The following is a 24,115-nucleotide window of genomic DNA, read 5'->3' as shown; positions in this document are numbered from 1 at the left end:
GCTTGCAGGCTCCCAATCCTGAACCCCATCGGCTTGAATGACTGGCTCGGCAGCCTGCACAGGTTGCGCGACAGGCCGATACCCCAGCGCCCCGGACGGGCGCATTCAAAAACATGACATTTGACGAACTGAACCTGGCTCCTGCCATCCTGAAGGCTGTGCATGAAACGGGCTACGAAACGCCCACGCCCATCCAGGCCCAGGCCATCCCCGCCGTGCTCGAAGGCCACGACCTGCTGGCAGGCGCGCAGACCGGCACCGGCAAGACTGCGGCGTTCACCCTGCCGATGCTGCACCGCCTCGCGCAAGGCACGGCGCCCAAGAGCAAGTTCGGCGGCAAGGGCATCCGCGCCCTGGTGCTCACGCCCACGCGCGAACTGGCCGCCCAGGTCGAGGAATCCGTGCGCGAATACGGCAAGTACCTCGACATCAGCTCCACCGTCGTCTTCGGCGGCGTGGGCATGAACCCGCAGATCGACCGCATCAAGCGCGGTGTGGACATCCTGGTCGCCACGCCGGGCCGCCTGCTCGATTTGCAGCAGCAGGGCTTCCTGGACCTGTCCACCGTCGAAGTGCTGGTGCTCGACGAAGCCGACCGCATGCTCGACATGGGCTTCATCCACGACGTGAAGAAGGTGCTGGCCCTGGTGCCCAAGGACAAGCAGAGCCTGCTGTTCTCCGCCACCTTCAGCGACGAAATCCGCGACCTCGCCAACACGCTGCTGAAGAACCCGCAGAGCATCCAGGTCACGCCGCGCAACACCACGGTGCAGCGCATCACGCAGGTGATCCACCCCGTGGGCCGGGGCAAGAAGAAGCAGGTGCTGCTGCACATCATCCAGCAGCACAACTGGAGCCAGGTGCTGGTCTTCACCCGCACCAAGTTCGGCGCGAACAACGTGGCCGAGTTCCTGACCAAGAACGGCGTGCAGGCCATGGCCCTGCACGGCAACAAGAGCCAGAGCGCCCGCACGCAGGCGCTGGCAGGCTTCAAGAGCGGCGAGATCCGAGCCCTGGTCGCCACCGACATCGCGGCGCGCGGCATCGACATCGACGACCTGCCGCACGTGGTCAACTACGAAATCCCCAACGTGCCCGAGGACTACGTACACCGCATCGGCCGCACGGGCCGCGCGGGCGCCAGCGGCGAGGCCGTGAGCCTGGTCTGCATGGACGAGGAAGGCTTCATGATGGAGATCGAGCGCTTTACCAAGCAGGACATCCCCGTGCAGGTGATCGACGGCTTCGGCCCCGAGCCCGGCGAGAAGGCCGAGCCCATCGCCATGGGCCGCCAGACCATCTGGGGCGGCGCGGGCAAGCCGCCCAGCCGCGAGGTGATGCAGGCAGCGGCCAAGGCCGCCCGCAGCGAGATGATGGAACGCATCCGCACCAACAAGGCCACCCAGGGCGAGCGCGGCCCCAAGCAGGGCGGCGGCAATGGCAGTGGCAATGGCGGCGGTCGTGGTGGCCGCAATGGAAACAACAGCCAGGGCCATGCGGGGGGCGGTCGTCCCAGCCAGAGCGCCCCGGCCCGCAGCCGAGGCCCGCGCCAGGACGGTGGCGGCGGCCATCGCTACGAAGACCAGCCGCCCCACCCCAATGCCCACCTGGGCACGCACGGCGGGCACAGCAACCCCAACCACCGCCATTCCAGCGGCGGCGGCCAGCCCGACCCCATGCGCACCAGCGTGGACAGCATGGCCGGGCGCGGTCGGCGCGGCGGTGGCGGCGGCTTCCGCAATGGGGGCGGCGGCGGTGGTGGCGGCTACGGCGGTGGCCGTGGCAACGGCGGCCAGCGCGGCTCGGGCGGCGGTTCGCGCGGCTCGTTCAACCGCTGATCTTCAGGATTGCTCCTGAAATAATAGCTACCAGCGCTTGCTGCACAAGCGCTGGCAGCCAAAATGGCTTGAAACCTTCAGCCACCCTGTAAAGTGGGGGCCTCATGCGCCCCAACGACCCGCCCCAGCCCCTGGCCACCCTGATGGTGGCAACCTGCAACGTGCTCAACCTGGCCAACCCCGGGCGCATGTTCTACGACAACCAGGAGCCCTACACCCAGGCCGAATTCGACCGCAAGCTCACGTGGCTGGGCGAGCGCTTTCGCGCGCTCAACGCCGACGTGCTGGCGGTGCAGGAAGTGTGGGACGAGGCCGCCTTCAAGGGCGCCCTTTCGCGCAGCGGCCTGCGCTACGACTTTGTGGCCGTGCCCGGCGCAGAGAACAGCCCCACGCAGGCGGGCGCCCAGGGCACGCCGCGCGTGGGCCTGGCGACCCGGCTGAAAGTCGAAGCGCTGCAGTCGTTCGCGGAGTTCCCGCCGGGCTTTCAGGTTCAGGTGCCGGACATCGGTGCGCACACCCGTTTCGAGCGCCCGCCGCTGGTGGCGACCCTGCGCATGAAGCACGGCCAGCCGCTGAACGTGCTGACGGCCCACCTCAAGTCCAAGCGCCCCAAGTTCTTGCAGGACGCGCAGGGCAACCCGCTGGAAGACCGGGACGACCGCAAGGTCATGGCCCTGGCGTCGCTGCGCTCGCTCATCATGCGCGGCGCCGAGGCCATGGCGCTGCGCTGCCTGGTCATCGACATACTGCACCGCACCAGCATGCCGCTGGTGGTGATGGGCGACTTCAACGACACGCCCGACAGCGTGAGCACGCAGCTCATCTGCGCCACCAACGACATCGCCTACGACCGTACCGCCCGCGACGTGGCCCTGTTCAACGCCTACGAGTTGCAGGGTGACGCGGCGCTGAAGAAGGACGTGGCCTACTCCCACATCCACCAGGGCATGCCCAGCGTGCTCGACCAGATCCTGGTGAGCGAGGAGTTCCTGCCCCATGGCCGCAACAGCGTGGGCGACGTGCGGCGCGTGGACTACTTCAACGACCACCTGCACGAAGGGCACGACCGCAGCCGCTCGGACCACGGTTTCGTGCGCGCCCTGCTGCGGCTGCGGACAGGTAACATCGCCCCGGCATCGCCGCCCCCACAGCCCTCACAACCATGACCATGCACCCCACTTTCCGCAAAGCCTCCGCGCTGCTGGCTGCCGCGCTGCTGGCGGCCTGTTCGAGCACGCCCCTGCCCCCCTGGCCGTCCACCCCGGCGGCGCGCCCGAATACCGCAACAGCCCCGGCGCCGCTGCCGCGCCCGCAGCCCGCCACCGTGGTGCCTGCGCCGTCGGGCCAGCAGGCCCCGCAGACCGGCGCCATCGCCAGCCCGCTGCCCGCCCCCGCGCCGCTGGTGGTGCAGGACGAGGCGCCGCTCACGGCCCCCTACGGCCCTGCCGTGGCCGCCCGCTTCCCCGACCCCGCCATCGCCTACGGCACGCCGGGCCTGGCCCCCCACCGCAGATCCTTCACCACCAATGCCGAACTGGCGCAGTGGCTGCAGTCGCTGGACAACCCCGGCGCGCGCGGCCCCACGCGCACCAAGCTGCTGCGGCTGGGCATGTCGCAGCGCGGCGAGCCCATCCTGGGCCTGCTGGCCACCCGCGCGGCGGGCACGGAGCTGGTGGACCTGGACAAGAGCAACCGCCCCACCGTGGTGCTGATCGGCCAGCAGCACGGCGACGAGCCCGCAGGCAGCGAAGCCCTGCTGGTCATCGCCCGTGAACTGGCGCAGGGCCTGCTGGAGCCGCTGCTGGACCGCATCAACGTGGTGATCGTGCCGCGCGCCAACCCCGACGGCGCCGCTGCGGGCACCCGCGTCACGGCCAACGGCGTGGACATGAACCGCGACCACCTGTTGCTGAACACGCCCGAGGCGCGCGCCCTGGCCCGCGTGGTCAACGACTACCGCCCCATCCTGGTGGTGGACGCACACGAGTACACCGTCGTGGGCCGCTACCTGCAGAAGTTCAACGCCATCCAGCGCTACGACGCACTGCTGCAGTACGCCACCACGGCCAACTACCCCGAGTTTCTGACCAAGGCATCGCAGGAGTGGTACCACCCGCCCATGGTGGCGGCGCTCAAGGCCCAGGGCCTCACGAGCGACTGGTACTACACCACGTCCACCAACCCGGACGACAAGCGCATCTCCATGGGCGGCGCGCAGCCCGACACGGGCCGCAACGTGAACGGCCTGAAGAACACCGTCAGCCTGCTGATCGAGACGCGCGGCGTGGGCATAGGCCGCATGCACATCCAGCGCCGCGTCCACACGCAGGTCACGGCCATCGTCAGCGCGCTGCGCAGCACGGCCGACCGCGCCGCCAACCTGGAGCAGGTGCGCTCCTTCGTCGCACGCGACATCAGCTCGCAAGCCTGCCGCGACCAGGTGGTGGTGGAAGCCGCCGCCACGCCCGGCCAGCGCGAGCTGGACTTTCTGGACCCCGACACGGGCGTGGACCGCTCCATCCGCGTGGAATGGAACTCCTCGCTCACCCTGCGCCCCGTCAAGACCCGCGCCCGGCCCTGCGGCTACTGGCTGTCGGCCAGCGCCGCCGAGGCCGCCGAGCGCCTGCGCCTGCTGGGCCTGCAGGTGATGCGCGTGGCCGAGCCGGGCTCTGCCCTGGCCGACACCTACCGCGAGACTGCCCGCGAAACCAGCAGCCGCCAGGACGTGCGCGGCGCCATCGCGGGCGAAGGCAGCATCGTGCGCGTGCAGGTGGCCACCGTGCGCAGCGCCATCGACATTCCGGCGGGCAGCTTCTACGTGCCTTTGAACCAGTCCCGCGCCAACCTGGCTGTCGCCGCTCTGGAGCCCGATACGCAAAACGGCTACTTCGCCAACCGGCTGATCCAGGAACTGGGCGACACGGCCCGCGTCATGGTGACGCCTGCGCTGGTGTTCGAGGAAACGCAGTAAGCGCGCGCTGCACTACTAAAATAATAGCTGCCAGCGCCTATCCAGCAAGCACTAGCGGCCTATTTGGCTTTTAATCATCCAACCCGGCTGTGCAGCGGGGCGGGCGCCGTGGCCCGCGCCTGGCGCGCCTCGGTGCGCTCCAGCACGTGGCGCGCCATGGCCTGGGCCAGCGTCTCGTCGGCCAGGAACACCGTGCAGCCGCACTCCTGCGCCAGCCGCCGGGCCTCGTCGCCGTTGTGGCTGCGCACGACGGTCTCGATTTGCGGGTTGAGCGTGGTGGCGGTGGCGATCATCTGCTGCACGTTCATCGAGTCCGGCGTGGCAATCACCAGCATGGCCGCGCGCGCGATGTGCGCCTGGATCAGCACCGCAGGCTCCACCGCGTCGCCATACACGGCGGCGATGCCCGATGCGCGCAGCGACTCCACCAACTCGCGGTTCTGCTCGGCCACCACGAAGGGGATGTCGTTGGCCGTGAGCACACTCGCCACGCGCCGCCCCACCTTGCCGTAGCCCACCAGCACCACCTGCCGCGCCAGGTAGCGCGAATCGGTGGTCATGGGCAGCTCGGCCAGCGGGTCGTCGCGCTGCTCCAACCGCCGCGCCCAGGCCGAGCGGGCGCGCAGCCAGTCCTGCAGCGGCGCAATGGCGCGAAACAGCATGGGGTTGAGCGCCATGGAGATCAGCGAGCCCGCCAGCACCAGGCTGGCCCCTTCGGGCGGCAGCATGCCCAGCGACGTGCCCAGCGCCACCAGGATGAACGAGAACTCCCCAATCTGCGCCAGACTGGCCGACACCGTGAGGGCCGTGTTCAGCGGGTAGCGGAAGGCCAGCACCAGCGCGGCGGCGGCCAGCGTCTTGCCCTGCATGATGATCGCCACCACCGCCAGCACCTGCACGGGCCTGTCCCACAGCACGGACGGGTTGAACAGCATGCCCACCGACACGAAGAACAGCACGGCGAACGCATCGCGCAACGGCAAGGATTCCTGCGCCGCCCGGTGGCTGAACTGCGACTCGCGCATCACCATGCCCGCAAAGAACGCCCCCAGCGCGAACGACACGCCGAACAGCGCCGCCGAGCCGAACGCAATGCTCACGGCTGCCGCCACCACGCACAGCGTGAACAGCTCGCGCGAACCCGTGCGCGCCACCTGCCACAGCACCCAGGGGAACACGCGGCGCCCCACCAGCAGCATCAGCGCCACGAAGCCGCCCACCTGCAGCAGCGTCCAGCCCAGGGCGCGCAGCAGCGTGCCCCCGTCCGGCGCCTGCCCGCTGGCGCTGCTGCCGCCCAGCCATTCACCCAGCGGCGGCAGCAATACCAGCACCAGCACCATCGCCAGGTCTTCCACCACCAGCCAGCCCACGGCGATGCGGCCCGTATGGCTGTCCAGAATGCCCAGCGCCTCCAGCGCGCGCAGCAGCACCACCGTGCTGGCGCACGACAGCGCCAGGCCAAACACCAGCGCCCCGCCCGGCGTCCAGCCCCACCAGGTGGCCAGCGCCATGCCCAGAGCGGTGGCCACCATCATCTGCACCACGGCCCCCGGCACGGCGATCTTGCGCACCGCCAGCAGGTCGCCCAGCGAGAAATGCAGCCCCACGCCGAACATCAGCAGCATCACGCCAATCTCTGCCAGTTGGCTCGCCATGGCCGCATCGGCCACGAACCCCGGTGTGAACGGCCCGATCACCACGCCCGCCAGCAGATAGCCCACCAGCGCAGGCAGCCGCAACCGCGCGGCCACGAACCCCAGCGCCAGGGCCAGGCCCAGGGCGGCGGCGATGGTGTTGATCAGGGAAACGCTGTGGGGCATGGGTGGCGATGAAGCAATGGGATGGCGGGCGTGCAGCACCGTTATACCCGCATCCTCCGCCATCCCGCCACAGGAATTCAAACCCGGCGCAGGTATGATCCGGGCCTCGCGTTCACGCCAATCTGCCCATAGCTCAACTGGATAGAGCAATTGCCTTCTAAGCAATAGGTCGGGGGTTCGAGTCCCTCTGGGCAGGCCAGGGATACCCAAAGCAAAAAAAAGCGCTGCAACCTTCGTTGCAGCGCTTTTTTGCTTAATTTACCTGGGGTGACTGATGGGACTCGAACCCACGACAACCAGAATCACAATCTGGGACTCTACCAACTGAGCTACAGCCACCGTAGCCGTGGATTATAGCCCGGGATTTTCACCCCACGGGCCACTCCATTCAATTTGCGGCAGGCGCCTGCGCTGCGGCGTCCGGGCGCTGGGCCTTGATCTGCACCTTGAAGCGCTGCTTGAGCAGTTCGTAGTACGCCAGGCCCTCGGCCGTCGTCCACCACTGCACGTACTGCTGGCGCTCCTGCCGGGCGCGGTCGGCCTGGGGCGGCTGGCGCGGAATCACGCGGTTGACCTTGACGACGGCGTAGCCCTCGGCACCCAGGTCGGCGCCAACCCAGCTGGGCAGCGCGTCCGCCGGGGCGTGCAGCGCGGCGTCGATCAGGGCGCGCGGGAAGCCCTGGGGCTGCTCGCGCGAGATCTGCACGGCGGCGGCCAGGCCGGTCGCGGCAGCGGGGGTGGCCTTCCAGGCCGCGAGCTTGGCCTCGCCTTCCTTGCGGGCCAGTTCGGCGGATTTCTGCGCGACGTACAGGCTGCGTGCGCGGGGGCGCACCTCGTCCAGCGGCAGGGTGCGGGCAGGCGTGTAGGCCGTGATGCGACCGGCCACCATTTGGCTGGGGCCGGTTTCGATGGCTTCGGTGTTGCGCTTGTTCTGCACGGAGTCCTGGGCGAACAGGGCTTCCAGGAACTTCGCGTTGGCGAGCGGGCCTTGTGCGCCCGGGGCTGGCGCGCGCGTCACGCCCGTGGCGGTCTGCACCTTGAGCTTGAGTTTGTCAGCCACCGGCTGCAGGCTGTCGGCCTGCTCATAGACGCCGTTGGTGAAGGACTCGGCGACCTCGGCAAATTTGCGCTGGGCCTGCTGTTGCTTGAGTTCCGCCTCCAGCGTGGGGCGCAGTTGCTCGAAGCTGGGCTGGGGCGGGGTCTTGATGTCCGTCAACTGGATGATGTGGTAGCCAAAGTCGGTTTCCACCACGTCGCTGATCTCGCCCTTCTTGAGCGCGAAGACCGCGTCCTCAAAAGGCTTGACCATGGCGCCGCGACCGAAGAAGTTCAGGTCGCCGCCCGCAGCGGCCGAGCCCTTGTCGTCAGACGACTTCTTGGCGACTTCGGCGAAGGTGGTCGGGGCCTTGCGCACCTGCTCCAGCAGCGCGGTGGCGCGGGCCTTGGCCTTGTCGCGGTCGGCGGCGGGGGCGTCCTTGGCGGCGTTGATGAGGATGTGGCTGGCGCGGCGTTCTTCCTTGCCGGACAGGCGCTCCAGGTTTTCCTTGTAGTAGGTGCGCAGGTCGTCCTCGGCCAGCGTGATACCGGCACGCACGCTGTCGAGGTCGAGCACCACGTATTCGACTGCGGCCTGTTCCTGCTGCTGGAACTGCGCGGGGTGGGCGTCGTAGTACGCCTGCAGGTCGGCGTCCGTCGGCTCGACCTTGGCGGCGTAGTCGGCGGCCTTGAAGCGGGCCACCTGCACCTCGCGCTGCTCGTACAGCGCGTCCAGGGCCAGCTTGACCTGCGCGTCGGTGCCGAAGGCGGAGCCCATGACGCCGCCCAGCACCTGGTTGACGGAGAGGTCGCGGCGCACGTTGGCCTCGAAGCCCTCGGGCGTCAGACCCTGTGCGCCGACGAGGGCGCGGTAGGCTTCGGCGTCCAGCGTGCCATCCGGGCGGCGCAGCCCGGCGATGGCGGGAATCTCTTGCAGGCTGCGGGCCAGGCGCGCGTCGCTGGTGACCAGGTGCATGTCTTTCGCGGCGGCGGCCAGCACGCGGTCGCGCACCAGGCGTTCCAGCGTGGCGTAGCGGGCGCGGGGCGAATCGAGCAGTTTGGCATCGACCGTGGGGGACTGGGCGCGGATGCGGTCGGTCTCCATGCGGTGGGCGTTGTCCCAGTCGGCCTGGGTGACCTTGTCGCCGTTCACGCGGGCGACCACGGGGCTGGATTCGGAGAAGTAGTTGCGGTCGATGCCCACCAGCACAAACGATGGAATGATCAGCAAGAACAGCACGATCATGACGATCTTGGAGTGCTTGCGGATGGATTCAAACATGGTCGATCTTTCAGAATTCGCAAAAAACAAAAAGGCGAACTTGCGTTCGCCTTTGTTCGGTGGGTGGTGGGTCCTGACGGTCTCGAACCGCCGACCTACTCCGTGTAAAGGAGCCGCTCTACCAACTGAGCTAAGGACCCCGCCGTGGTCCGGTCATTAGTTCAAGGCATCCTTCAATGCCTTGCCGGGACGGAACTTTGGAACTTTGGCAGCCTTGATTTTAATCGTAGCGCCCGTGCGCGGATTGCGGCCTGTGCGGGCGGCGCGCTTGCCGACGGCGAAAGTGCCGAAACCGACGAGCGACACGGTGCCGCCCTTCTTCAGGGTCTTCTTGACAGCCTCGATCGTGGATTCCAGAGCACGCGCGGCAGCGGCCTTGGAGATGTCGGCGTTGTTAGCGATGTGCTCGATCAGTTCGGTTTTGTTCACAAGAAGCCTCTCGGTAAAAGAGTTGATGGAATGTCTCTTGGATATCTGGTCTTCACGCGTCAGGCAGCGCAGCAAGAACTGCGGGGCGATCGGACGAGGGAATGACTGGCATACACAGCAAGCAGGCACTGCTGCATCAGATTAAAGCCATCGGGTTTCGGGGTGTCAATACAACGCGGCATTTTGTGACAGCGTTGGGTGAATTCTAGCCGCATTCCACGCTAGCACGGGGCTTGCGGGGCGGTATGTCTCATAAGTGCCGTATGGGCGGGATTCCGTATTGACACTCCCCATGCCGCACGGCTTCGCGGGCCGTGGCGACCGTCAGTCCGCTCCTGAAATTGTAGCCACCCGCGCTTGCCCATTCTGCGCTGCAAGCCCAAAACATGCAAGCATTCATTGGACCCGGGCCCGTATCTCGGGCAGCGCCTTTTGCAGGTAATAGACCATGGACCACACGGTGAGCACCGCCGCCGCCCAGATGAGCCAGGTGCCCCACACGCCGGTGTCGATCACGCCGAACAGGCGCCCGTCGTACAGCAGGAACGGGATGGCCACCATCTGCACCGTGGTCTTGATCTTGCCGATCATGTGTACGGCCACGCTCTTGCTGGCGCCGATCTGCGCCATCCATTCGCGCAGGGCGCTGATGGCGATCTCGCGCCCGATGATGATGAGCGCCACGAACACGTCGGCGCGCTGCAGATGCACCAGCACCAGCAGCGAGGCGCAGACGAGGAACTTGTCGGCCACCGGGTCCAGGAAGGCGCCGAACGACGAGGTCTGGTTGAGCTTGCGCGCCAGGTAGCCGTCGAGCCAGTCGGTGGCGGCGAAGACGATGAACATCGCCGTGGCGATGAGGTTGCAGGTGGCAGGGGCCAAGGGTGCGTGGAACACCCCCACGATCAAGGGTATCGCGACGATGCGCGTCCAGGTCATCAGGGTGGGGATCGTCCAGAACATGGCGCGATTATGGCCCGCGCAATCACCGCAGCGCGCGGTAAATCTCCTCGGCCAGATCGCGTGAGATGCCGTCCACCGTCGCCAGGTCTTCCACGCTGGCCGCCGCCACGCCGCGCACGCCGCCGAAGCGCTGCAGCAGGCGGGCGCGCTTCTTGGGGCCGACGCCCGGTATCTCCTCCAACTGCCCCCCGCCCACGCGCACCTTGGCGCGGGCGGCGCGCATGCCGGTGATGGCGAAGCGGTGCGCCTCGTCGCGGATCTGCGCCACCAGCATGAGGGCGGCCGAGTCGTGGCCCAGATAGACCTTCTCGCGGCCATCGGCAAACACCAGTTCTTCCAGGCCGACCTTGCGGCCCTCGCCTTTCTCCACGCCCACGATGCGCGACAGGTCCAGCCCCAGCGCGGTAAAGACTTCGCGCGCCACGCCCACCTGGCCCTTGCCGCCGTCGATGAGCACCAGGTCGGGCAGGCGCGCCTGGGTGTTGGCGACTTCCGCGCCGCCCGCCTCGCCTCCCATTTCGCGGATGGCTTCGGCCACCTTGCTGTAGCGGCGGGTGAGCACCTGGCGCATGGCGGCATAGTCGTCGCCGCCGGTGATGCCCTCGATCTTGTAGCGGCGGTATTCGCTGCTCTGCATCTTGTGGTGGTGAAAGACCACGCACGAGGCTTGCGTGGATTCGCCCGCCGTGTGCGAGATGTCGAAGCATTCGATGGTGAGCTGATCGAGGTCGTCGGCGTCGAGCTGCAGCGCCTCGGCCAGGGCGCGGGTGCGGGCCTGTTGCGAGCCTTCCTCGGCCAGCAGGCGGGCCAGTTGCAGGTCGGCATTCTTTTGCGCCATGTCCAGCCAGGCACGGCGCTGCTCGCGGGGCTGGTGGATGGCGGTCACGCGCAGGCCGGATTGCTGCGTGAGGGCTTCCAGCAAGGCTTTATCCACCGCCTCGCTGGTGACGAGCACGGGCGGCACGGGCACGCCGATGTAGTGCTGGGCGATGAAAGCCTCCAACACCTGGGCCTCGACCGGACGCGCTTCGCCCTCCTCGTCGGCATAGATGGCGGCGGCATCCTCCACATGCACGGGGAAGTAAGGCCGGTCGCCCAGGTGCCGCCCGCCGCGCACCATCGCCAGGTTGACGCAGGCGCGGCCGCCCTGCACGCGCACGGCCAGCACGTCCACGTCCTTGTCGTCGGCGGTCTCGATGGCCTGCTGGTGCAGCACGCGCGACAGCGCCTGAATCTGGTTGCGCACCTCCGCCGCCTGCTCGAATTCGAGCTTGTCGGCGTGGGCCATCATGCGCGCCTCCAGCGTCTGCAACAGCGATTGCGTCTCGCCGCGCAGCAGGGCCTCAGCGTGCTGCACGTCCGCCGCGTAGGCTTCGGGCGAGATCAAATCAACACACGGCGCGGTGCAGCGCTTGATCTGGTACAGCAGGCAGGGCCGCGTGCGGTTGGCGAACACCGTGTCCTCGCAGGTGCGCAGGCGGAACACCTTCTGCAGCAACTGGATGCTTTCCTTCACCGCCCAGGCGCTGGGGTACGGGCCGAAGTAGTGGTGCTTCTTGTCCACCGCGCCCCGGTAGTAGGCCATGCGCGGAAAGTCCTGCTGGGTGATCTTCAGGTACGGATAGCTCTTGTCGTCGCGGAACAGGATGTTGAACTTGGGGTTCAGCGTCTTGATGAGGTTGTTTTCCAGCAGCAGCGCCTCGGCCTCGGACCGCACCACCGTGGTCTCCATGCGCGCGATCTTGCTCACCATGTGGCCGGTGCGCGTGCCGCCGTGGTTCTTGGTGAAGTAGCTGGACACGCGGCGCTTGAGGTGCCGCGCCTTGCCCACGTAGAGCAGCGCGCCCTCGGCGTCGAAATAGCGATAGACGCCGGGCAGCGCGGGCAGCGCGGCGACCTGGGCCAGCAGTTCCTCGGAATGGGTGGGGGGCATCGAATACTATTGAATTGATAGCTGCTTGCGCTTGATGGATAAGCGCCAGAGGCCAATTTGGCTTATATCACCGGATGACGCCCTTCTGTCGCAACGAAGCAATCTGCTGCGCCGTCAGCCCCGCCTCGGCCAACACGGCGTCGGTGTCGTCGCCCAGATGCGGCGCGCTGCTGCGGATGGTGCCGGGCGTCACCGACAGCTTGGGGCAGATGCCCGGCACTTCCACCGTGTAGCCGTCGCGCGTGGTCTGCTGCAACAGCATGTCGCGGGCGCGGTAGTGCGGGTCTTCGGCGATGTCCTTGGCGGTATAGACCTTGCCTGCAGGCACGCGCGCGGCGGCCAGCGCGTCCAGCACCTGCTGCACGCTGCGCGTGGCGCTCCAGGCGCCGATGGCGGCGTCGATTTCTTCCACCCGCGCCACGCGGCCCGTGTTGTTGGCCAGGTCGGGCGCATTGCCCAGGTCAGTGCAGCCAATCGCATCCATCAGCCGCTTGAAGATGCTGTCCCCATTGCCCGCAATCAGCACCCAGCCGTCCACGCACGGGTAGGCGTTGCTCGGCGCGATGCCCGGCAGCGCGCTGCCCGCAGCGTTGCGCACGGCACCGAAGGCGCTGTACTCGGGGATCAGGCTCTCCATGCAGTTGAACACCGCCTCGTGCAACGCCACGTCGATCACCTGGCCCTGCCCGCCGTTCACCTTGCGGTGGTACAGCGCCGTCAGCACGCCGATGGCCCCGTGCAGCGCCGCCAACGTGTCGCCGATGGAAACGCCCACGCGCACCGGCACGCGGCCCGGCTCGCCCGTCAGGTGGCGCAGGCCGCCCATGGCCTCGCCGATGAGGCCGAAGCCCGGCAGGTCGCGGTACGGCCCCGTCTGGCCGTAGCCCGAGATGCGCAGCATCACGAGCCCCGGGTTGATGCGGTGCAGTTCCTCGGGCGACATGCCCCAGGCTTCGAGCGTGCCGGGGCGGAAGTTCTCGACCAGCACGTCGGCCTCGGCAATCAGCTTGCGGGCAATGTCCTGCGCCTCGGGCTGCCGCAAATCCAGCGCCACCGATTTTTTGTTGCGCGACTGCACCTGCCACCAGACCGAGGTGCCTTCCTTGATGAGCCGCCAGTTGCGCAGCGGGTCGCCCGCCTCGGGCGGCTCGATCTTGATGACCTCGGCCCCGAACTCGCCCAGCGTCTTGGCGCAGAACGGGCCTGCGATGAGCTGGCCCATTTCGATCACGCGCACGCCTTGCAGGGCGGCGGGGGCTGTCGTCTCTTGCATGTCGGTATATCTCCTGAAAATCTGGCGCGCATGATGCGCCAACGCGTCCGCACGCGCAAAACGCTTGATTGCGAAGCCAGCGTCGTGACCCGGCATGGCTGTGCAGCGTTATAGGTGGCGTGCGGCGGGAATCAATGACTGCCATCGGTTTCACCCCCAACATCGCTCAATGTCCAGTACCCATTACACCTTGCGTACGCCGCACTCCGATGTGAAGGTAGCGATTACGCTTGCTCGATGCAAACTGCAACTAGATGAAACTTCTATTGACTACACACATGAGAACCATTCTCATTGATACAATCGACTTCGTTGATGACGAGGATCAGCCATCATCTGATGCAACTCAACATTTTCATTTTTCAAAATAAAAAATGCCTTGGAGTCAAATGAAGACAGATCAAACTCATAAAACAACCAAATCACAAGAGAACGTCCTGAGTCGGGACGCCATGCATCGAAGAAAATTAATAAACTATGCATCACTGACAGCAATTGGCGCATCGATTGGCATATCCCCAGACAACTCCGCAGCAGCGAAGGGCGAGGATAAAAATAATAACACCGACAAGAAAAACAAGAAGAATGCATATCAAAGTCGAGTTCGCTTTACGGAGAATTTTTTTATTGACTCAATTGGGAACAATTTATATATCATGTCAGCCAAGCTGGAGGCAGCAGGAAAATATAGAAAGAGAGATGTACCAATTGTAGCCGAATTTGGCACAGACAAGCATTTCCAGCAAGTGGTTAAGAGGATTAATTTGACAGCAGAACCCAAGGAGCATCACTTAATAAAATGCCAGTTTGACCTACCCTATAATAATATAATCATCTATTCACGAATGAAAGCAATGATTGAGACCGGCAAAAGCGCCAAAAGAGAGGCATCTCCAAGAGTGATTTATAGCGAAGTAAAAGAAATCAATCCTTGGAAAAGTTGAAATGTCAGCCGACTATATTGAGATTGTCGATAATTTTCTATCACCCGAAGAGTGGAAACAGTCCGGTATTTCGTTAACCGGTGATATTTGGCAGTATGGTTGGCCGAGGCGAAGCCATTTGAATGAGCATCCGACTTGGCACGTATTTATTGCAGGACGCAACCGACCAGAAGAAAAAAGCTGCCTAGAAGAACTCTCCAGCAATGATCGTTGGCGGTTTCTAATTCCCGTATGGCAGCGGATCAAAGAGAAGTATATGCCCGATGCAGATTTGCGCGGTGTATACGCTAATGGTCATACATACGGTATCGAGAGCTCGATCCACAGAGATAGCAGAAAAGGCGAATACACCAAGACTGCGTTGCTATTTATGCACAGAATATGGCCAACCACATGGGGTGGTGAAACGTGCTTTTACAGCACAACCTCTGAAGATTTAATTAAATCCGTCATTCCAAAACCTAATCGCCTAGTTGTTTTTGACGGCGAAATACCACATAACGTACGCTCACCGTCGATAGGGTGTGAATTGCTGAGAATTTCAATAGCATTCAAAACGCACATCCGCTTCAAATAGGGATATAAATGGCAAGCACAACGATCATTGCAGGGATTCTTGAGACTAGCGCGACTGGCGCCAGTGCGCAATCAATCATCGATGCCTACAATCAGAATCCGACGGGTTTCAACCTTATCGTCACACACTCCCAAACCGGCCAATTAGCCGGGACCGTTGTCGGCCAAATCATTGGCATTACACGGCAAACTGCCGGCCCATTGGGATTACTAAACGTTGCCACCAACACGTTTGCAGGAACGCTAACATTCCTCAAAATTGTGGTTGATATTAACGCCGATCGCCCTATTCAACGTGAAGACGTATTGAGCTTAGTTGGCAGCGTTGCAGGTGTAGTCGGCACCTTTGCAATCATGGCTGCTGGCGGTGTTAGCGTAGGGCCACTTGCACTAACCATGGGGGCGATAGGTCTCGCGACCGCACTAGGCGCCGTCAACTGGGAGTACATATACAAAAATGTCTGGGATAATGCAGTCAAACCGATCTGGGAGAAATATTATCAAGACCAGCCATCTGCAAGCTATCCGACGGCAATCATCGCCCCAGACCTCTCGTTGAGAACATTATATGAAATACATAGCAACTACGGCGGTTACACAATCTCAGTTGGTGTACGGTTCGATTCGGGAGATGTGATAACCCCTGCCGCCCCTATACCTCAGTCGGTTTTTGAGGCTGCCGGCATCCCATATGACCCTGGTGTCAATGTTATTGGAATTCCAGCACCCTGGATTCCTGGCATTTCTAGCGGAAACGTAACGATTGGCCCTTTACAACCGGATGAAGGGGACTCATACAATTGTTGCGAATCAAATGCTGACAGCTACAATTAAATGCGCATCACCAGATACACATCAAACATCGCCGTAATCACGGCTTTTGGGATTTATTTTTTGATGCGATCCACCCTTTATTTCTATGATGGGTATTCAATGGAGCCCAATCCGATGATTGACGCCCCCCTATTAGTCGAAAAAGGGACAGTCACCCAAATTGGGCGTGCAGACGATGGATTTGAGTATCTAAAGATGGATGTGATATTTCCTAACAGGAAGAAACCTCGCGACGTAGCAACCTTGTCAATTCCAATGGAACCAAGCGCATTTGACATCAAAAAGGGAAGTGAGCTGGATTTTTATTTCCAATTGAAAGACAAATCGGGGCGAGCCGCAAGCAAGAGAATATTGAGAATAATTAATGGCAATAATGTAGCAATTAATGAACATCAGATGCGCAATTTCCTATCATTGAAACGGGAGAGTCTCTTTATTGCTGGCTGGGGAACCTGCATCACTGGCACCATCTTGACCGCCTTAGGTGCATTACTTTTCAGACGAGAAATAGGAAAGCAAAAGCAAGATGGAATATTCAAGTAAGCTCTGATATTTTTGGATGACAGTGATTTCACATAGTTTGTCGTTGCCCCAAGGTACTGAAGCGCCAGCCAATGAAGCCTGCCGCTCCAGTACCATCAGACGCATTTCGCATTCCATTCATGCCGCCCCGTTCCTATCATGAGTCGCTGCAAGATAATCCTCATCTGCGCCCTCATCAGCATTGCTGGGGAAACGTCCACGGTGATGACGCAGAACAGCCTGCCGTCATCGCAAGCCTACAAGGAGGCGGGAAGGGAACTGGAGTTTGTCCTCAACATCCACGCCTTCTTCCAGAATGAAAACGCATGCGGATGAACGGAGCCATCACGCAGGTCATCGTGGGCATGCACACGGGCAGCACCATCAACAACCTGCTCACGCACGCGGCGTCGGAGACGGAGATGCCGCTCACGCTACGCATGCAGGTCACGGGCCGCTACGCGATGTGCCTCATGGTTTCCACCGAGCTGGGCGTGGGCATGCTGCCTCGCGGCAGCGTGCAACTCGACACTGGCACGCTGGCGGAGCCCTGGGCGCGGCGGCGGCTGTCGCTGTGCGTGCGGTTGGAGGAATCGCTCTCCAACGTCGCCCAGTTGCTGGTCGATCACTTGCGCGCACCATGAGCCACATGGCCGCGCTTCGCTGGGACCTGTTCTGCCGGGTCATCGACAACTACGGCGACATCGGCGTGTGCTGGCGGCTTGCCGCCGACCTGGGGGCGCGCGGGCACACCGTGCGCCTGTGGGTGGACGACGCCAGCGCCCTGGCCTGGATGGCGCCGCGCGGTGCGCCCGGCGTGCAGGTGCTGGCCTGGCCCGAGCACGCGCCCACAGACGGACCGCCCGATGTGCTGGTGGAAGCCTTCGGCTGCGATATTGCTCCCGAATTCATAGCTGCTTGTGCTTACCATTCAAGCGCTAGAGGCCAAAAACCCGTATGGATCAACCTGGAGTACCTGTCGGCAGAAAGCTATGTGGAGCGCTGCCACCGCCTGCCCTCGCCCATCCAGTCCGGCCCGGCGGCGGGGTGGACGCGCTGGTTCTTCTACCCCGGCTTCACGCCCGCCACGGGCGGCCTGCTGCGCGAGCCCGACCTGATGGCGCGGCGCGAGGCGTTCGACCGCGATGCCTGGCGCGCCGCCACCGCGCCGGGCGCGGACAGGGACGCACGCTGGATCTCGCTGTTCTGCTACGAGCCCCCCGCCCTGCCCCAACTGCTGGCGCAGTGCCAGGAGCGGCCCACGCAACTGCTCGTCACGCCGGGCCGGGCCACGGCGGCAGTTCAAAGCCAAATCGGCCCGCAGCGCTTATTCAGCAAGTACGAGCAGCTATCAATTTCATATCTGCAACCCCGCCCTCAGCCTGCCTTCGACGAGATGCTCTGGGCCAGCGACCTGAACCTGGTGCGCGGCGAGGACTCGCTGGTGCGCGCCCTGTGGGCCGGGCAGGCCCTCGTCTGGCACATCTACCCGCAGGACGACGGCGCGCACCACGCCAAGCTGCACGCCTTTCTGGACTGGCTGGGGGCGCCGCCCTCGCTGCGGCGCTTTCACACCGCCTGGAACGGGCTGGACGCCGCCCCGCTGGCGCTGCCCGGCGACGACACCCTGGCCGAATGGACGGCCTGCGTGCGCGGCGCGCGCGAGCGGCTGCTGGCGCAGCACGACCTTGCCAGCCAGCTTTTGGGCTTCGTTCTGGAAAAACAGTAAAATCGCAGGCTTTGCGCAGTCAGGCACGGCAACCCAAGCCACTTCAAGGCCCGCGCAGTCCCGCCGCGCTTCGAGCGGCCCCAACCCAAGCAACTCGCTATGAAAATCGCTCAAGAAATCCGCGCAGGCAACGTCATCATGCACGGCAAGGACCCCATGGTGGTCCTGAAGACCGAATACGCCCGCGGCGGCCGCGGCGCAGCCACCGTGCGCATGAAGCTCAAGAGCCTGATCGCCAACTTCGGCACCGAAGTCGTGTTCAAGGCCGACGACAAGATCGACAACGTGATCCTGGACAAGAAGGAATGCACCTATTCCTACTTTGCCGACCCCATGTACGTGTGCATGGACGCCGACTACAACCAGTACGAAGTCGAAGCCGAGAACATGGGCGACGCGCTGAACTACCTGGAAGACGGCATGGCGCTGGAAGTGGTGTTCTACGACGGCAAGGCCATCTCGGTCGAGTTGCCCACCAGCATCGAGCGCGAAATCACCTGGACGGAACCCGCCGTCAAGGGCGACACGTCCGGCAAGGTGCTCAAGCCCGCCAAGATCGCCACCGGCTTCGAGGTGGCCGTGCCCCTGTTCGTGAACCAGGGCGACAAGATCGAAATCGACACCCGCACCGGCGAATACCGCAAGCGCGTGTAATCCGGCTTGGTTCCGTCAAAAGAAGGCTTCCCTCGGGAAGTCTTTTTGTTTTCCCAACTCGACAAGATCGACGTTGCAACCGCGGAGCACAAGGCATGACGTACCAAATCAAACCCATCCGCACAGAAGCCGATTACCAGGCCGCTTTGAAGGTGGCCGAGGCTTTCTTTGACGCGCCCCTCGAGCCCGACCCGGACAGCGAGGAAGGCGCAGCCTTCGATGCGCTGGTGACGCTGATCGAGGCATACGAGCGCAAGCACTACCCCATTGCCCCGCCGGACCCGATCGAGGCCATCAAGTTCTGCATGGAACAGCGCAACCTCACGGTAAAGGATTTGACGCCCATGATCGGCCAGCCCAACCGCGTCTATGAGGTGCTGGCACGCCAGCGCCCTCTGTCGCTGGCGATGATCCGCAAACTGCACCAGGGGCTGGGCATTCCGGCGGAGGTGTTGATCGGGCAAACCGCCTGAGATTGCGCAGCGCTTTTTTTCATACCAAACGCCCTCCAGACCCCACTGGCAAAGCGCCAATAGCTATCATTTTTGATGATTTCAGCTAAAATCGCTGCACGCGCCTGCGGTAGTCGCCCACGTTGTTGCCGGGTATCTGTGTGGCCTGCGTGCCGCGCACCTCGTCCACCTTGCGGTCCGCATCGGCCCCGGTGACGGGCTGGGCCTCGATGGCGGTTTCGCGCTCGAAGGCGTGCGACTTGTCGGTGTTGCGGTAGTAGCGGTAGAGCATCCAGTACAGCCCCACGGCGCTGGCCGGACCGAGGGCGAGGAAGAAAAGAGCGCTGTCGTTGTCCATACCCATTACCGTCCTATGAACCAGAGCGCCAGCCCTTCGACGAAGGTGCCCACGGTGAGCGCGGCGGTGATCAGCTTCCACTGCTGCACGGGCACGCTGCCCATGGTCCGGCCCGTGCGGCCGTTCACGGCGATGTAGTGCAGCATGTGGCTGCCCGGCTCCTGGTAGGAGTACAGCCACACCGGCAGGTACATCGCCACCCAGCGCGTGCCGTGCACGTCGATGCGCTCTTGCTCCCAGCGCACGCCGCGGTCAAAAGCGCGCACCGACGATTGCACCTGCGCGCGGGCGATGGAGAGCAACTGGTCTTCCAGGCGCGGCTGCAGGTGCTCCACGTCGCGGTCGCGCTTTTCGGACGTGTAGCCCGCCAGGTACGAGGCGTTCCACTTGACGGCGTTCTTGGTGTCGAACGGCAGGATGGCGTTGATGACGTTGTTGGTGTTGGCCTTGGTGTCCAGGTTGCCGCGCTTGCTGCTGGACTCCATCGTGAGGTCGTCCACGGTGAAGTCCACGTGCCGCTGCACCTGGTACACGTCGGCGTCGTAGTAGGTCTTCTGGTCCTTGCCCTCGCCGCGCGTGTAGCGGCGCGTTTCCACCTCGCCAAAGCCCGCCACGTCGGCGCTGGCGTTGGCGTCCACCACCATGTAGGGCAGATAGACGCCCAGCACGTTTTCGGGCGTGAATTCTTCCTTGAACGCCTTGAGCGCGAACATCTGGCGCTTGCCGACGAACTGGCGGATGCGCGCCACCGCGTCGTCCTTCTTGATGTGGAAGGGCAGCACCGCGTCGGGCACCGCACCGTTGTCGATCTGCTCGTTCACGCCCAGCACGTGGCGGCACCAGTGGCAGCGCGCGGTCATGGCGGTCTCGGTGTTCACCACCACCTCGGCGCCGCAGCCGGTGCATTGGTAGGTGCGCAGGCTGGCCGCATCGGCGGCAATGTCCTTGGCGCCGGATGCGATCTGCGTGCCTTTCAGGTCGCCAATGCCTTCGCCCAGGCCGAACTCTTCTTCGACCCGCGTGGCCGTCCATTCATGGCGGCAGTACAGGCAGATCAGCTTGTCGGTGCCCGCGCGCTGGCGGATCTCGGTCGCGCCGCACTTGGGGCAGTGGTTGAGGCCGTCCTTCAGCTCCTTGGACGCGGTGTCGATGGCGACCGGGTCGGGCGCGGTCAACTCGTCGCGGATCGGCTCCGGCAGCGTGGCCGGGTCGATGGGGGACTCACCCGGCGCGGGCGGCACATCTCGCGGCGAGCCCGGGCCGGTGGGCAGGGGCGAGGCCATTTACAGACCGAGCGCCTTGGCCTTGACCGCGTCGTAGTCGGCCTGCGTGATCAGGCCCGCGTCCAGCATCTGCTTGGCCTTGGTCAACTTGGCGACGGGGTCGTCCGCCGCCGGGGCTGCTGTCGGCGCAGGCGCGGCCACGGGCTGCTGCAAGCCTGCCAGCCCGCCCAGGCCGCCCGTGGCGATGCCCATGCCCATGAGGCCGCCCACGCCCGCGTTCTGCCCCGCCGACTGGATGCCCGCCGCCACCGAGGCTTGCAGGTTGGAGTTGCCGCGCGCGCCCGACAGCGCGTCGGCGCGCTGCACGGTCTTGAGCAGTTCCTTGGTGTTGGCGTCGTACTCGATGGAGACGATGGCCGTCTTGACGATCTGCAGGCCGCGCGCGGACTTCCACTGGTAGGCGTTCTCCACCGCGTCCGACAGGCTCTGGGCGAAGCCCACCGAGTCCTGCTGGATCTTGGTGATGCGGTTGCCTTTGCTCGGGTCGTTGGTATACAGGCTGAACGCGGGCGCGAGCGAGCCCACCACCTCGTTGAACAACTGGCTGGCGGCGGCGTTGTCGATGTCGGTGAAGTCGAACACCTGGCCGCCTTGCAGGTACATGGCGGGCACGAAGTTCTTCACGAACAGGATGGGGTCCACGATCTTGATCGTGTAGCTGCCGCGCGTGATGGCGCCCACCTGCGCGTTCAGGTAGGCGTCGTCCCAGTAGATTTCGGACCGCGTGCCGAAGCGGTTGTCCGGCAGTTCCTTGAGCGACACGAAGAACGCCGCCTGCTGCGAGCCGGGCTGGCCGCCGAACTTGAAGCGCTCCCAGCTCTGCTTGACGAGCGAGTCCATCAGGCCGCCGCCCGTGAAGATGGACTTGGAGTTGATGTCGTCCGACCGCCACTCGTACCCGCCCGCCTCGGACGCGAAGCCGGTGATGGCCCCGTCCTGGAACAGCAGCAGGCCGTAGCCCTCGGGCACCACGATCTTGGAGCCGTTGGTGATGATGTTGCTGGAGCCCTTGGTGTTCGACCCGCGCCCCGCGTTGGTGCCGCGCGGCACGGCGGCGAACAGCGCCGCCGTGGGCGGCAGGCCGTCGGGCACCGTGTAGAAATCCTTCCACTGATCGGCCAGCGCACCGCCGATCGAACCAACCGCTGCCTGGATGAGACCCATGATGCCTTCCTTGTTTGTGTGAGGAAAAAAGCATACCCGAATCGGGAGCGGTATTTTTACCCGGATTAAATTGACGAAACAATTTAACCCGGGTAATATTCGGGCCATGAGCTACACCATCTTCCAAGGCCCATGCCGCAGACTGCAGGGCGAGCGCACCGCCGTGCTGGAGTACCTGCGGCAGCACGAAGCCGATGCGGTCCCCGGGCTGCGGGTCTTCGACGACCAGACCGGGCAGCGCATCGACCTGGACTGGCGCAGCGAACTGGCCGCCGCCGCGCCCGAACCGCCACCCAGCGTCGGCCGCCCCAAGCTCGGCGTGACCGCCCGCGAGGTCACCCTGCTGCCGCGCCACTGGGAATGGCTTAACAGCCAGCGCGGCGGCGCGTCCGCCGCGCTGCGCCGCCTGATCGACGAAGCGCGCAAAACCAACGCCGCGCAGGACGAACTGCGTGCCGCCACCGAATCCAGCTACCGCTTCATGAGCGACATGGCCAGCGACCTGCCCGGCTTTGAAGAAGCCAGCCGCGCCCTGTTCGCGCGCGAGCGCACGGCCTTCGACCAGCACACGCAAGGCTGGCCCGAAGACGTGCGGGCCTATTTGCGCCATCTGGCGTCCCCCCTATGGAAATGACCTCTTCTCCACCGCCGCTGTGGCGCGTATTCCTGCGCTTTCTCGGCCCGATGATCCTGGCCAACATCCTGCAGTCGCTGTCGGGCTCGCTCAACAGCGTGTTCCTGGGCCACATGCTGGGCGTGCAGGCGCTGGCGGCGGTGGCGGCGTTCTTTCCGGTGCTGTTCCTGTTCATCGCCTTCATGATCGGGCTGGGCGCGGGCGCGTCGGTGCTCATCGGCCAGGCGTGGGGCGCGCGCGAGCCGGACAAGGTGCGCGCCATCGCGGGCACGGCGCTGGCCATGGGGCTGGCGTTCGGCGCGCTGGTGGCCGTCAGCGGCGGGCTGTTCGCGGCGCCGCTGATGCGCCTCTTGGGCACGCCGCCGGACATTCTGGCCACCGCCACCGCGTATTCGCGCGTGGTGCTGCTGGGCATGCCGGGGCTGTGCGTGTTCCTGCTGGCCACGTCCATGCTGCGCGGCGTGGGCGACACGGTGTCGCCCATGTGGTCGCTGGTGCTGTCCACCGGCGTGGGCCTGGTGGTCACGCCCGCGCTGATCGCGGGCTGGGGCGGGCTGCCCCGGCTGGGCGTGGTGAGCGCGGGCGTGTCGATGATCCTGGGCTTCACGCTGGCGCTGCTGTGGCTGGGCTGGCGGCTGCGCCGCATCAAAAGCCCGCTGGCGCCCGGGGCGGCGCTGTGGCGCATGGTGCGCATCGACCCGGTGCTGCTGCGCGCCATCCTGCGCATGGGCGTGCCGACCGGGGTGCAGATGGTGGCGTCGTCGCTGGCGGCGCTGGTGGTGGTGTCGCTGGTCAACGGCTTCGGCTCCAGCGCCACAGCGGCCTACGGGGCGGTGAACCAGATCGCGGGCTTCGCGCAGTTCCCCATCATCTCGGTGGCGATCACCGCATCCATTCTGGGCGCGCAGGCCATCGGCGCCGGGCGGCCGGAGCGGCTGGGCGCCATCACGGCCACGGCGATCCGCATGAACCTCGCCATCGGCGCGGCGCTGGCCCTCGTCGGCTCGGTGTTCGCGCGGCCGCTGCTGGGCCTGTTCATCCCTGACGCACAGGTCATCGAGACGGCCGCGCACCTGCTGCACATCGTGCTGTGGAGCGGGCTGATCTTCGGCTGCTTCGTGGCGCTGTCGGCGGTGATGCGCGCCAGCGGCGACGTGCTGGTGCCCACGGCCATCACCATCGGCGTGCTGGCGCTATTGGAGCTGCCCATGGCCTGGGCTTTGAGCCGCCGGTTCGGGCTGACGGGCGTGTGGATGGCGTTCCCGCTGTCTTACGGGCTGACGCTGGCGCTGCAGGCCGCGTACTACCACCGGGTGTGGAAGGGCAAGCCGATCCGGCGGATGGTTTAAGAGCGTGTTTACGATCTAAGAGTCAAAACAGCCGCCAGCGCTTTCTGGACAAGCGCAAGCAGCTATGCTTAC

21 protein-coding genes, 3 tRNA genes and 2 pseudogenes are annotated in these 24,115 nt (G+C 64.7%); 14 read left to right on the top strand and 12 right to left on the bottom strand.

The genetic code is table 11. The annotated features are described in order from the left end of the window. The first annotated feature begins 113 nt into the window (after positions 1 to 113). Positions 114 to 1,838, top strand: coding sequence for a DEAD/DEAH box helicase (locus QM569_RS12975; RefSeq protein WP_414987650.1), 1,725 nt, complete (start codon positions 114 to 116; stop codon positions 1,836 to 1,838). Between the two features lie 14 nt (positions 1,839 to 1,852). Here QM569_RS12975 and QM569_RS12970 read toward each other — a convergent pair. Continuing rightward, positions 1,853 to 1,909: pseudogene (locus tag QM569_RS12970) on the bottom strand (hypothetical protein); the annotation flags it as partial. 33 nt (positions 1,910 to 1,942) lie between these two features. On the opposite strand from QM569_RS12970, the gene QM569_RS12965 reads away from it, so the two are divergent. Both QM569_RS12965 and QM569_RS12960 read left to right on the top strand, forming a co-directional pair. Then, on the top strand, positions 1,943 to 3,004 hold the full coding sequence (locus QM569_RS12965) for an endonuclease/exonuclease/phosphatase family protein (protein ID WP_414987649.1): 1,062 nt from the start codon (positions 1,943 to 1,945) through the stop codon (positions 3,002 to 3,004). Beyond that, a complete protein-coding gene (locus QM569_RS12960) occupies positions 3,001 to 4,809 on the top strand; it encodes a M14 family zinc carboxypeptidase (RefSeq protein ID WP_414987648.1) in 1,809 nt (602 codons plus the stop codon). Before QM569_RS12965 ends, QM569_RS12960 begins: the two co-directional genes overlap by 4 nt. 74 nt (positions 4,810 to 4,883) lie before the next feature. Here QM569_RS12960 and QM569_RS12955 read toward each other — a convergent pair whose 3' ends face one another. Continuing rightward, complete coding sequence (locus QM569_RS12955) at positions 4,884 to 6,629, bottom strand: cation:proton antiporter (protein WP_414987647.1); 1,746 nt, start codon at positions 6,627 to 6,629, stop codon at positions 4,884 to 4,886. Between the two features lie 122 nt (positions 6,630 to 6,751). On the opposite strand from QM569_RS12955, the gene QM569_RS12950 reads away from it, so the two are divergent. Then, positions 6,752 to 6,828, top strand: a tRNA-Arg gene (locus QM569_RS12950). Positions 6,829 to 6,892: 64 nt separating this feature from the next. Here QM569_RS12950 and QM569_RS12945 read toward each other — a convergent pair. The 7 genes from QM569_RS12945 to QM569_RS12915 form a co-directional block, all read right to left on the bottom strand. Further along, positions 6,893 to 6,968, bottom strand: a tRNA-His gene (locus QM569_RS12945). A gap of 49 nt (positions 6,969 to 7,017) precedes the next feature. After that, positions 7,018 to 8,946, bottom strand: coding sequence for a SurA N-terminal domain-containing protein (locus QM569_RS12940; RefSeq protein WP_414987646.1), 1,929 nt, complete (start codon positions 8,944 to 8,946; stop codon positions 7,018 to 7,020). A gap of 64 nt (positions 8,947 to 9,010) precedes the next feature. After that, a tRNA-Val gene (locus QM569_RS12935) sits at positions 9,011 to 9,086 on the bottom strand. 16 nt (positions 9,087 to 9,102) lie between these two features. Then, positions 9,103 to 9,375, bottom strand: coding sequence for an HU family DNA-binding protein (locus QM569_RS12930; protein ID WP_011805814.1), 273 nt, complete (start codon positions 9,373 to 9,375; stop codon positions 9,103 to 9,105). Positions 9,376 to 9,771: 396 nt separating this feature from the next. Beyond that, positions 9,772 to 10,338 carry a CDP-diacylglycerol--glycerol-3-phosphate 3-phosphatidyltransferase gene (gene pgsA / locus QM569_RS12925; protein WP_414987645.1) on the bottom strand — a complete coding sequence of 189 codons (567 nt, stop codon included), beginning with the start codon at positions 10,336 to 10,338 and terminating at the stop codon, positions 9,772 to 9,774. Positions 10,339 to 10,360: 22 nt separating this feature from the next. Beyond that, the gene (gene uvrC / locus QM569_RS12920; protein WP_414987644.1) at positions 10,361 to 12,271 is read right to left on the bottom strand and encodes an excinuclease ABC subunit UvrC; all 1,911 of its coding nucleotides are present in this window, start codon (positions 12,269 to 12,271) and stop codon (positions 10,361 to 10,363) included. 67 nt (positions 12,272 to 12,338) lie between these two features. Next, positions 12,339 to 13,544: a CaiB/BaiF CoA transferase family protein gene (locus QM569_RS12915; protein WP_414987643.1), complete on the bottom strand. Its 1,206-nt coding sequence runs from the start codon at positions 13,542 to 13,544 to the stop codon at positions 12,339 to 12,341. Between the two features lie 389 nt (positions 13,545 to 13,933). Here QM569_RS12915 and QM569_RS12910 point away from each other — a divergent pair, with 389 nt between their 5' ends. The 8 genes and pseudogenes from QM569_RS12910 to QM569_RS12875 all read left to right on the top strand — a co-directional run bounded on the left by QM569_RS12910 (position 13,934) and on the right by QM569_RS12875 (position 19,276). Beyond that, entirely contained in the window at positions 13,934 to 14,488 is a 555-nt protein-coding gene (locus QM569_RS12910) for a hypothetical protein (protein ID WP_414987642.1), read from the top strand. 1 nt (position 14,489) lies between these two features. Next, positions 14,490 to 15,065 (top strand): 2OG-Fe(II) oxygenase, encoded by a 576-nt coding sequence (locus QM569_RS12905; RefSeq protein ID WP_414987641.1) that lies wholly within the window; start codon positions 14,490 to 14,492, stop codon positions 15,063 to 15,065. Positions 15,066 to 15,073: 8 nt separating this feature from the next. Beyond that, complete coding sequence (locus QM569_RS12900; protein ID WP_414987640.1) at positions 15,074 to 15,898, top strand: hypothetical protein; 825 nt, start codon at positions 15,074 to 15,076, stop codon at positions 15,896 to 15,898. Continuing rightward, the gene (locus QM569_RS12895; protein ID WP_414987639.1) at positions 15,899 to 16,441 is read left to right on the top strand and encodes a hypothetical protein; all 543 of its coding nucleotides are present in this window, start codon (positions 15,899 to 15,901) and stop codon (positions 16,439 to 16,441) included. A 335-nt stretch (positions 16,442 to 16,776) separates the two neighbouring features. Further along, a pseudogene (locus QM569_RS12890) lies at positions 16,777 to 17,064 on the top strand (LysR substrate-binding domain-containing protein); the annotation flags it as partial. Then, entirely contained in the window at positions 17,061 to 18,149 is a 1,089-nt protein-coding gene (earP, locus tag QM569_RS12885; protein WP_414987638.1) for an elongation factor P maturation arginine rhamnosyltransferase EarP, read from the top strand. The pseudogene QM569_RS12890 and the gene earP, both read left to right, overlap by 4 nt. Positions 18,150 to 18,248: 99 nt before the next feature. Further along, positions 18,249 to 18,803, top strand: coding sequence for an elongation factor P (gene efp / locus QM569_RS12880; RefSeq protein WP_414987637.1), 555 nt, complete (start codon positions 18,249 to 18,251; stop codon positions 18,801 to 18,803). 95 nt (positions 18,804 to 18,898) lie between these two features. Then, positions 18,899 to 19,276 (top strand): helix-turn-helix domain-containing protein, encoded by a 378-nt coding sequence (locus QM569_RS12875; RefSeq protein ID WP_414987636.1) that lies wholly within the window; start codon positions 18,899 to 18,901, stop codon positions 19,274 to 19,276. 85 nt (positions 19,277 to 19,361) lie between these two features. Here QM569_RS12875 and QM569_RS12870 read toward each other — a convergent pair whose 3' ends face one another. Genes QM569_RS12870 through QM569_RS12860 form a run of 3 tightly spaced genes read right to left on the bottom strand, consistent with a single transcriptional unit; the run spans position 19,362 to position 22,060 of the window. Beyond that, entirely contained in the window at positions 19,362 to 19,613 is a 252-nt protein-coding gene (locus tag QM569_RS12870; protein ID WP_414987635.1) for a hypothetical protein, read from the bottom strand. A gap of 5 nt (positions 19,614 to 19,618) precedes the next feature. Further along, positions 19,619 to 20,896, bottom strand: a complete 1,278-nt coding sequence (locus tag QM569_RS12865; RefSeq protein ID WP_414987634.1) for a TFIIB-type zinc ribbon-containing protein — start codon at positions 20,894 to 20,896, stop codon at positions 19,619 to 19,621. Further along, a complete protein-coding gene (locus QM569_RS12860) occupies positions 20,897 to 22,060 on the bottom strand; it encodes an SPFH domain-containing protein (RefSeq protein WP_414987633.1) in 1,164 nt (387 codons plus the stop codon). A 106-nt stretch (positions 22,061 to 22,166) separates the two neighbouring features. Between QM569_RS12860 and QM569_RS12855 the strand changes: the two genes are divergently transcribed. Beyond that, on the top strand, positions 22,167 to 22,694 hold the full coding sequence (locus tag QM569_RS12855; RefSeq protein ID WP_414987632.1) for a DUF2239 family protein: 528 nt from the start codon (positions 22,167 to 22,169) through the stop codon (positions 22,692 to 22,694). Beyond that, positions 22,691 to 24,043 carry an MATE family efflux transporter gene (locus tag QM569_RS12850; RefSeq protein ID WP_414987631.1) on the top strand — a complete coding sequence of 451 codons (1,353 nt, stop codon included), beginning with the start codon at positions 22,691 to 22,693 and terminating at the stop codon, positions 24,041 to 24,043. Before QM569_RS12855 ends, QM569_RS12850 begins: the two co-directional genes overlap by 4 nt. Positions 24,044 to 24,115: the final 72 nt, after the last annotated feature.

Origin of the sequence: Acidovorax sp. (assembly GCF_047607405.1) — a bacterium.
Lineage (GTDB): Bacteria > Pseudomonadota > Gammaproteobacteria > Burkholderiales > Burkholderiaceae_C > Acidovorax.
Note: the sequence above shows the minus strand (reverse complement) of the source record. Positions and strands in the feature narration are given on the sequence as shown.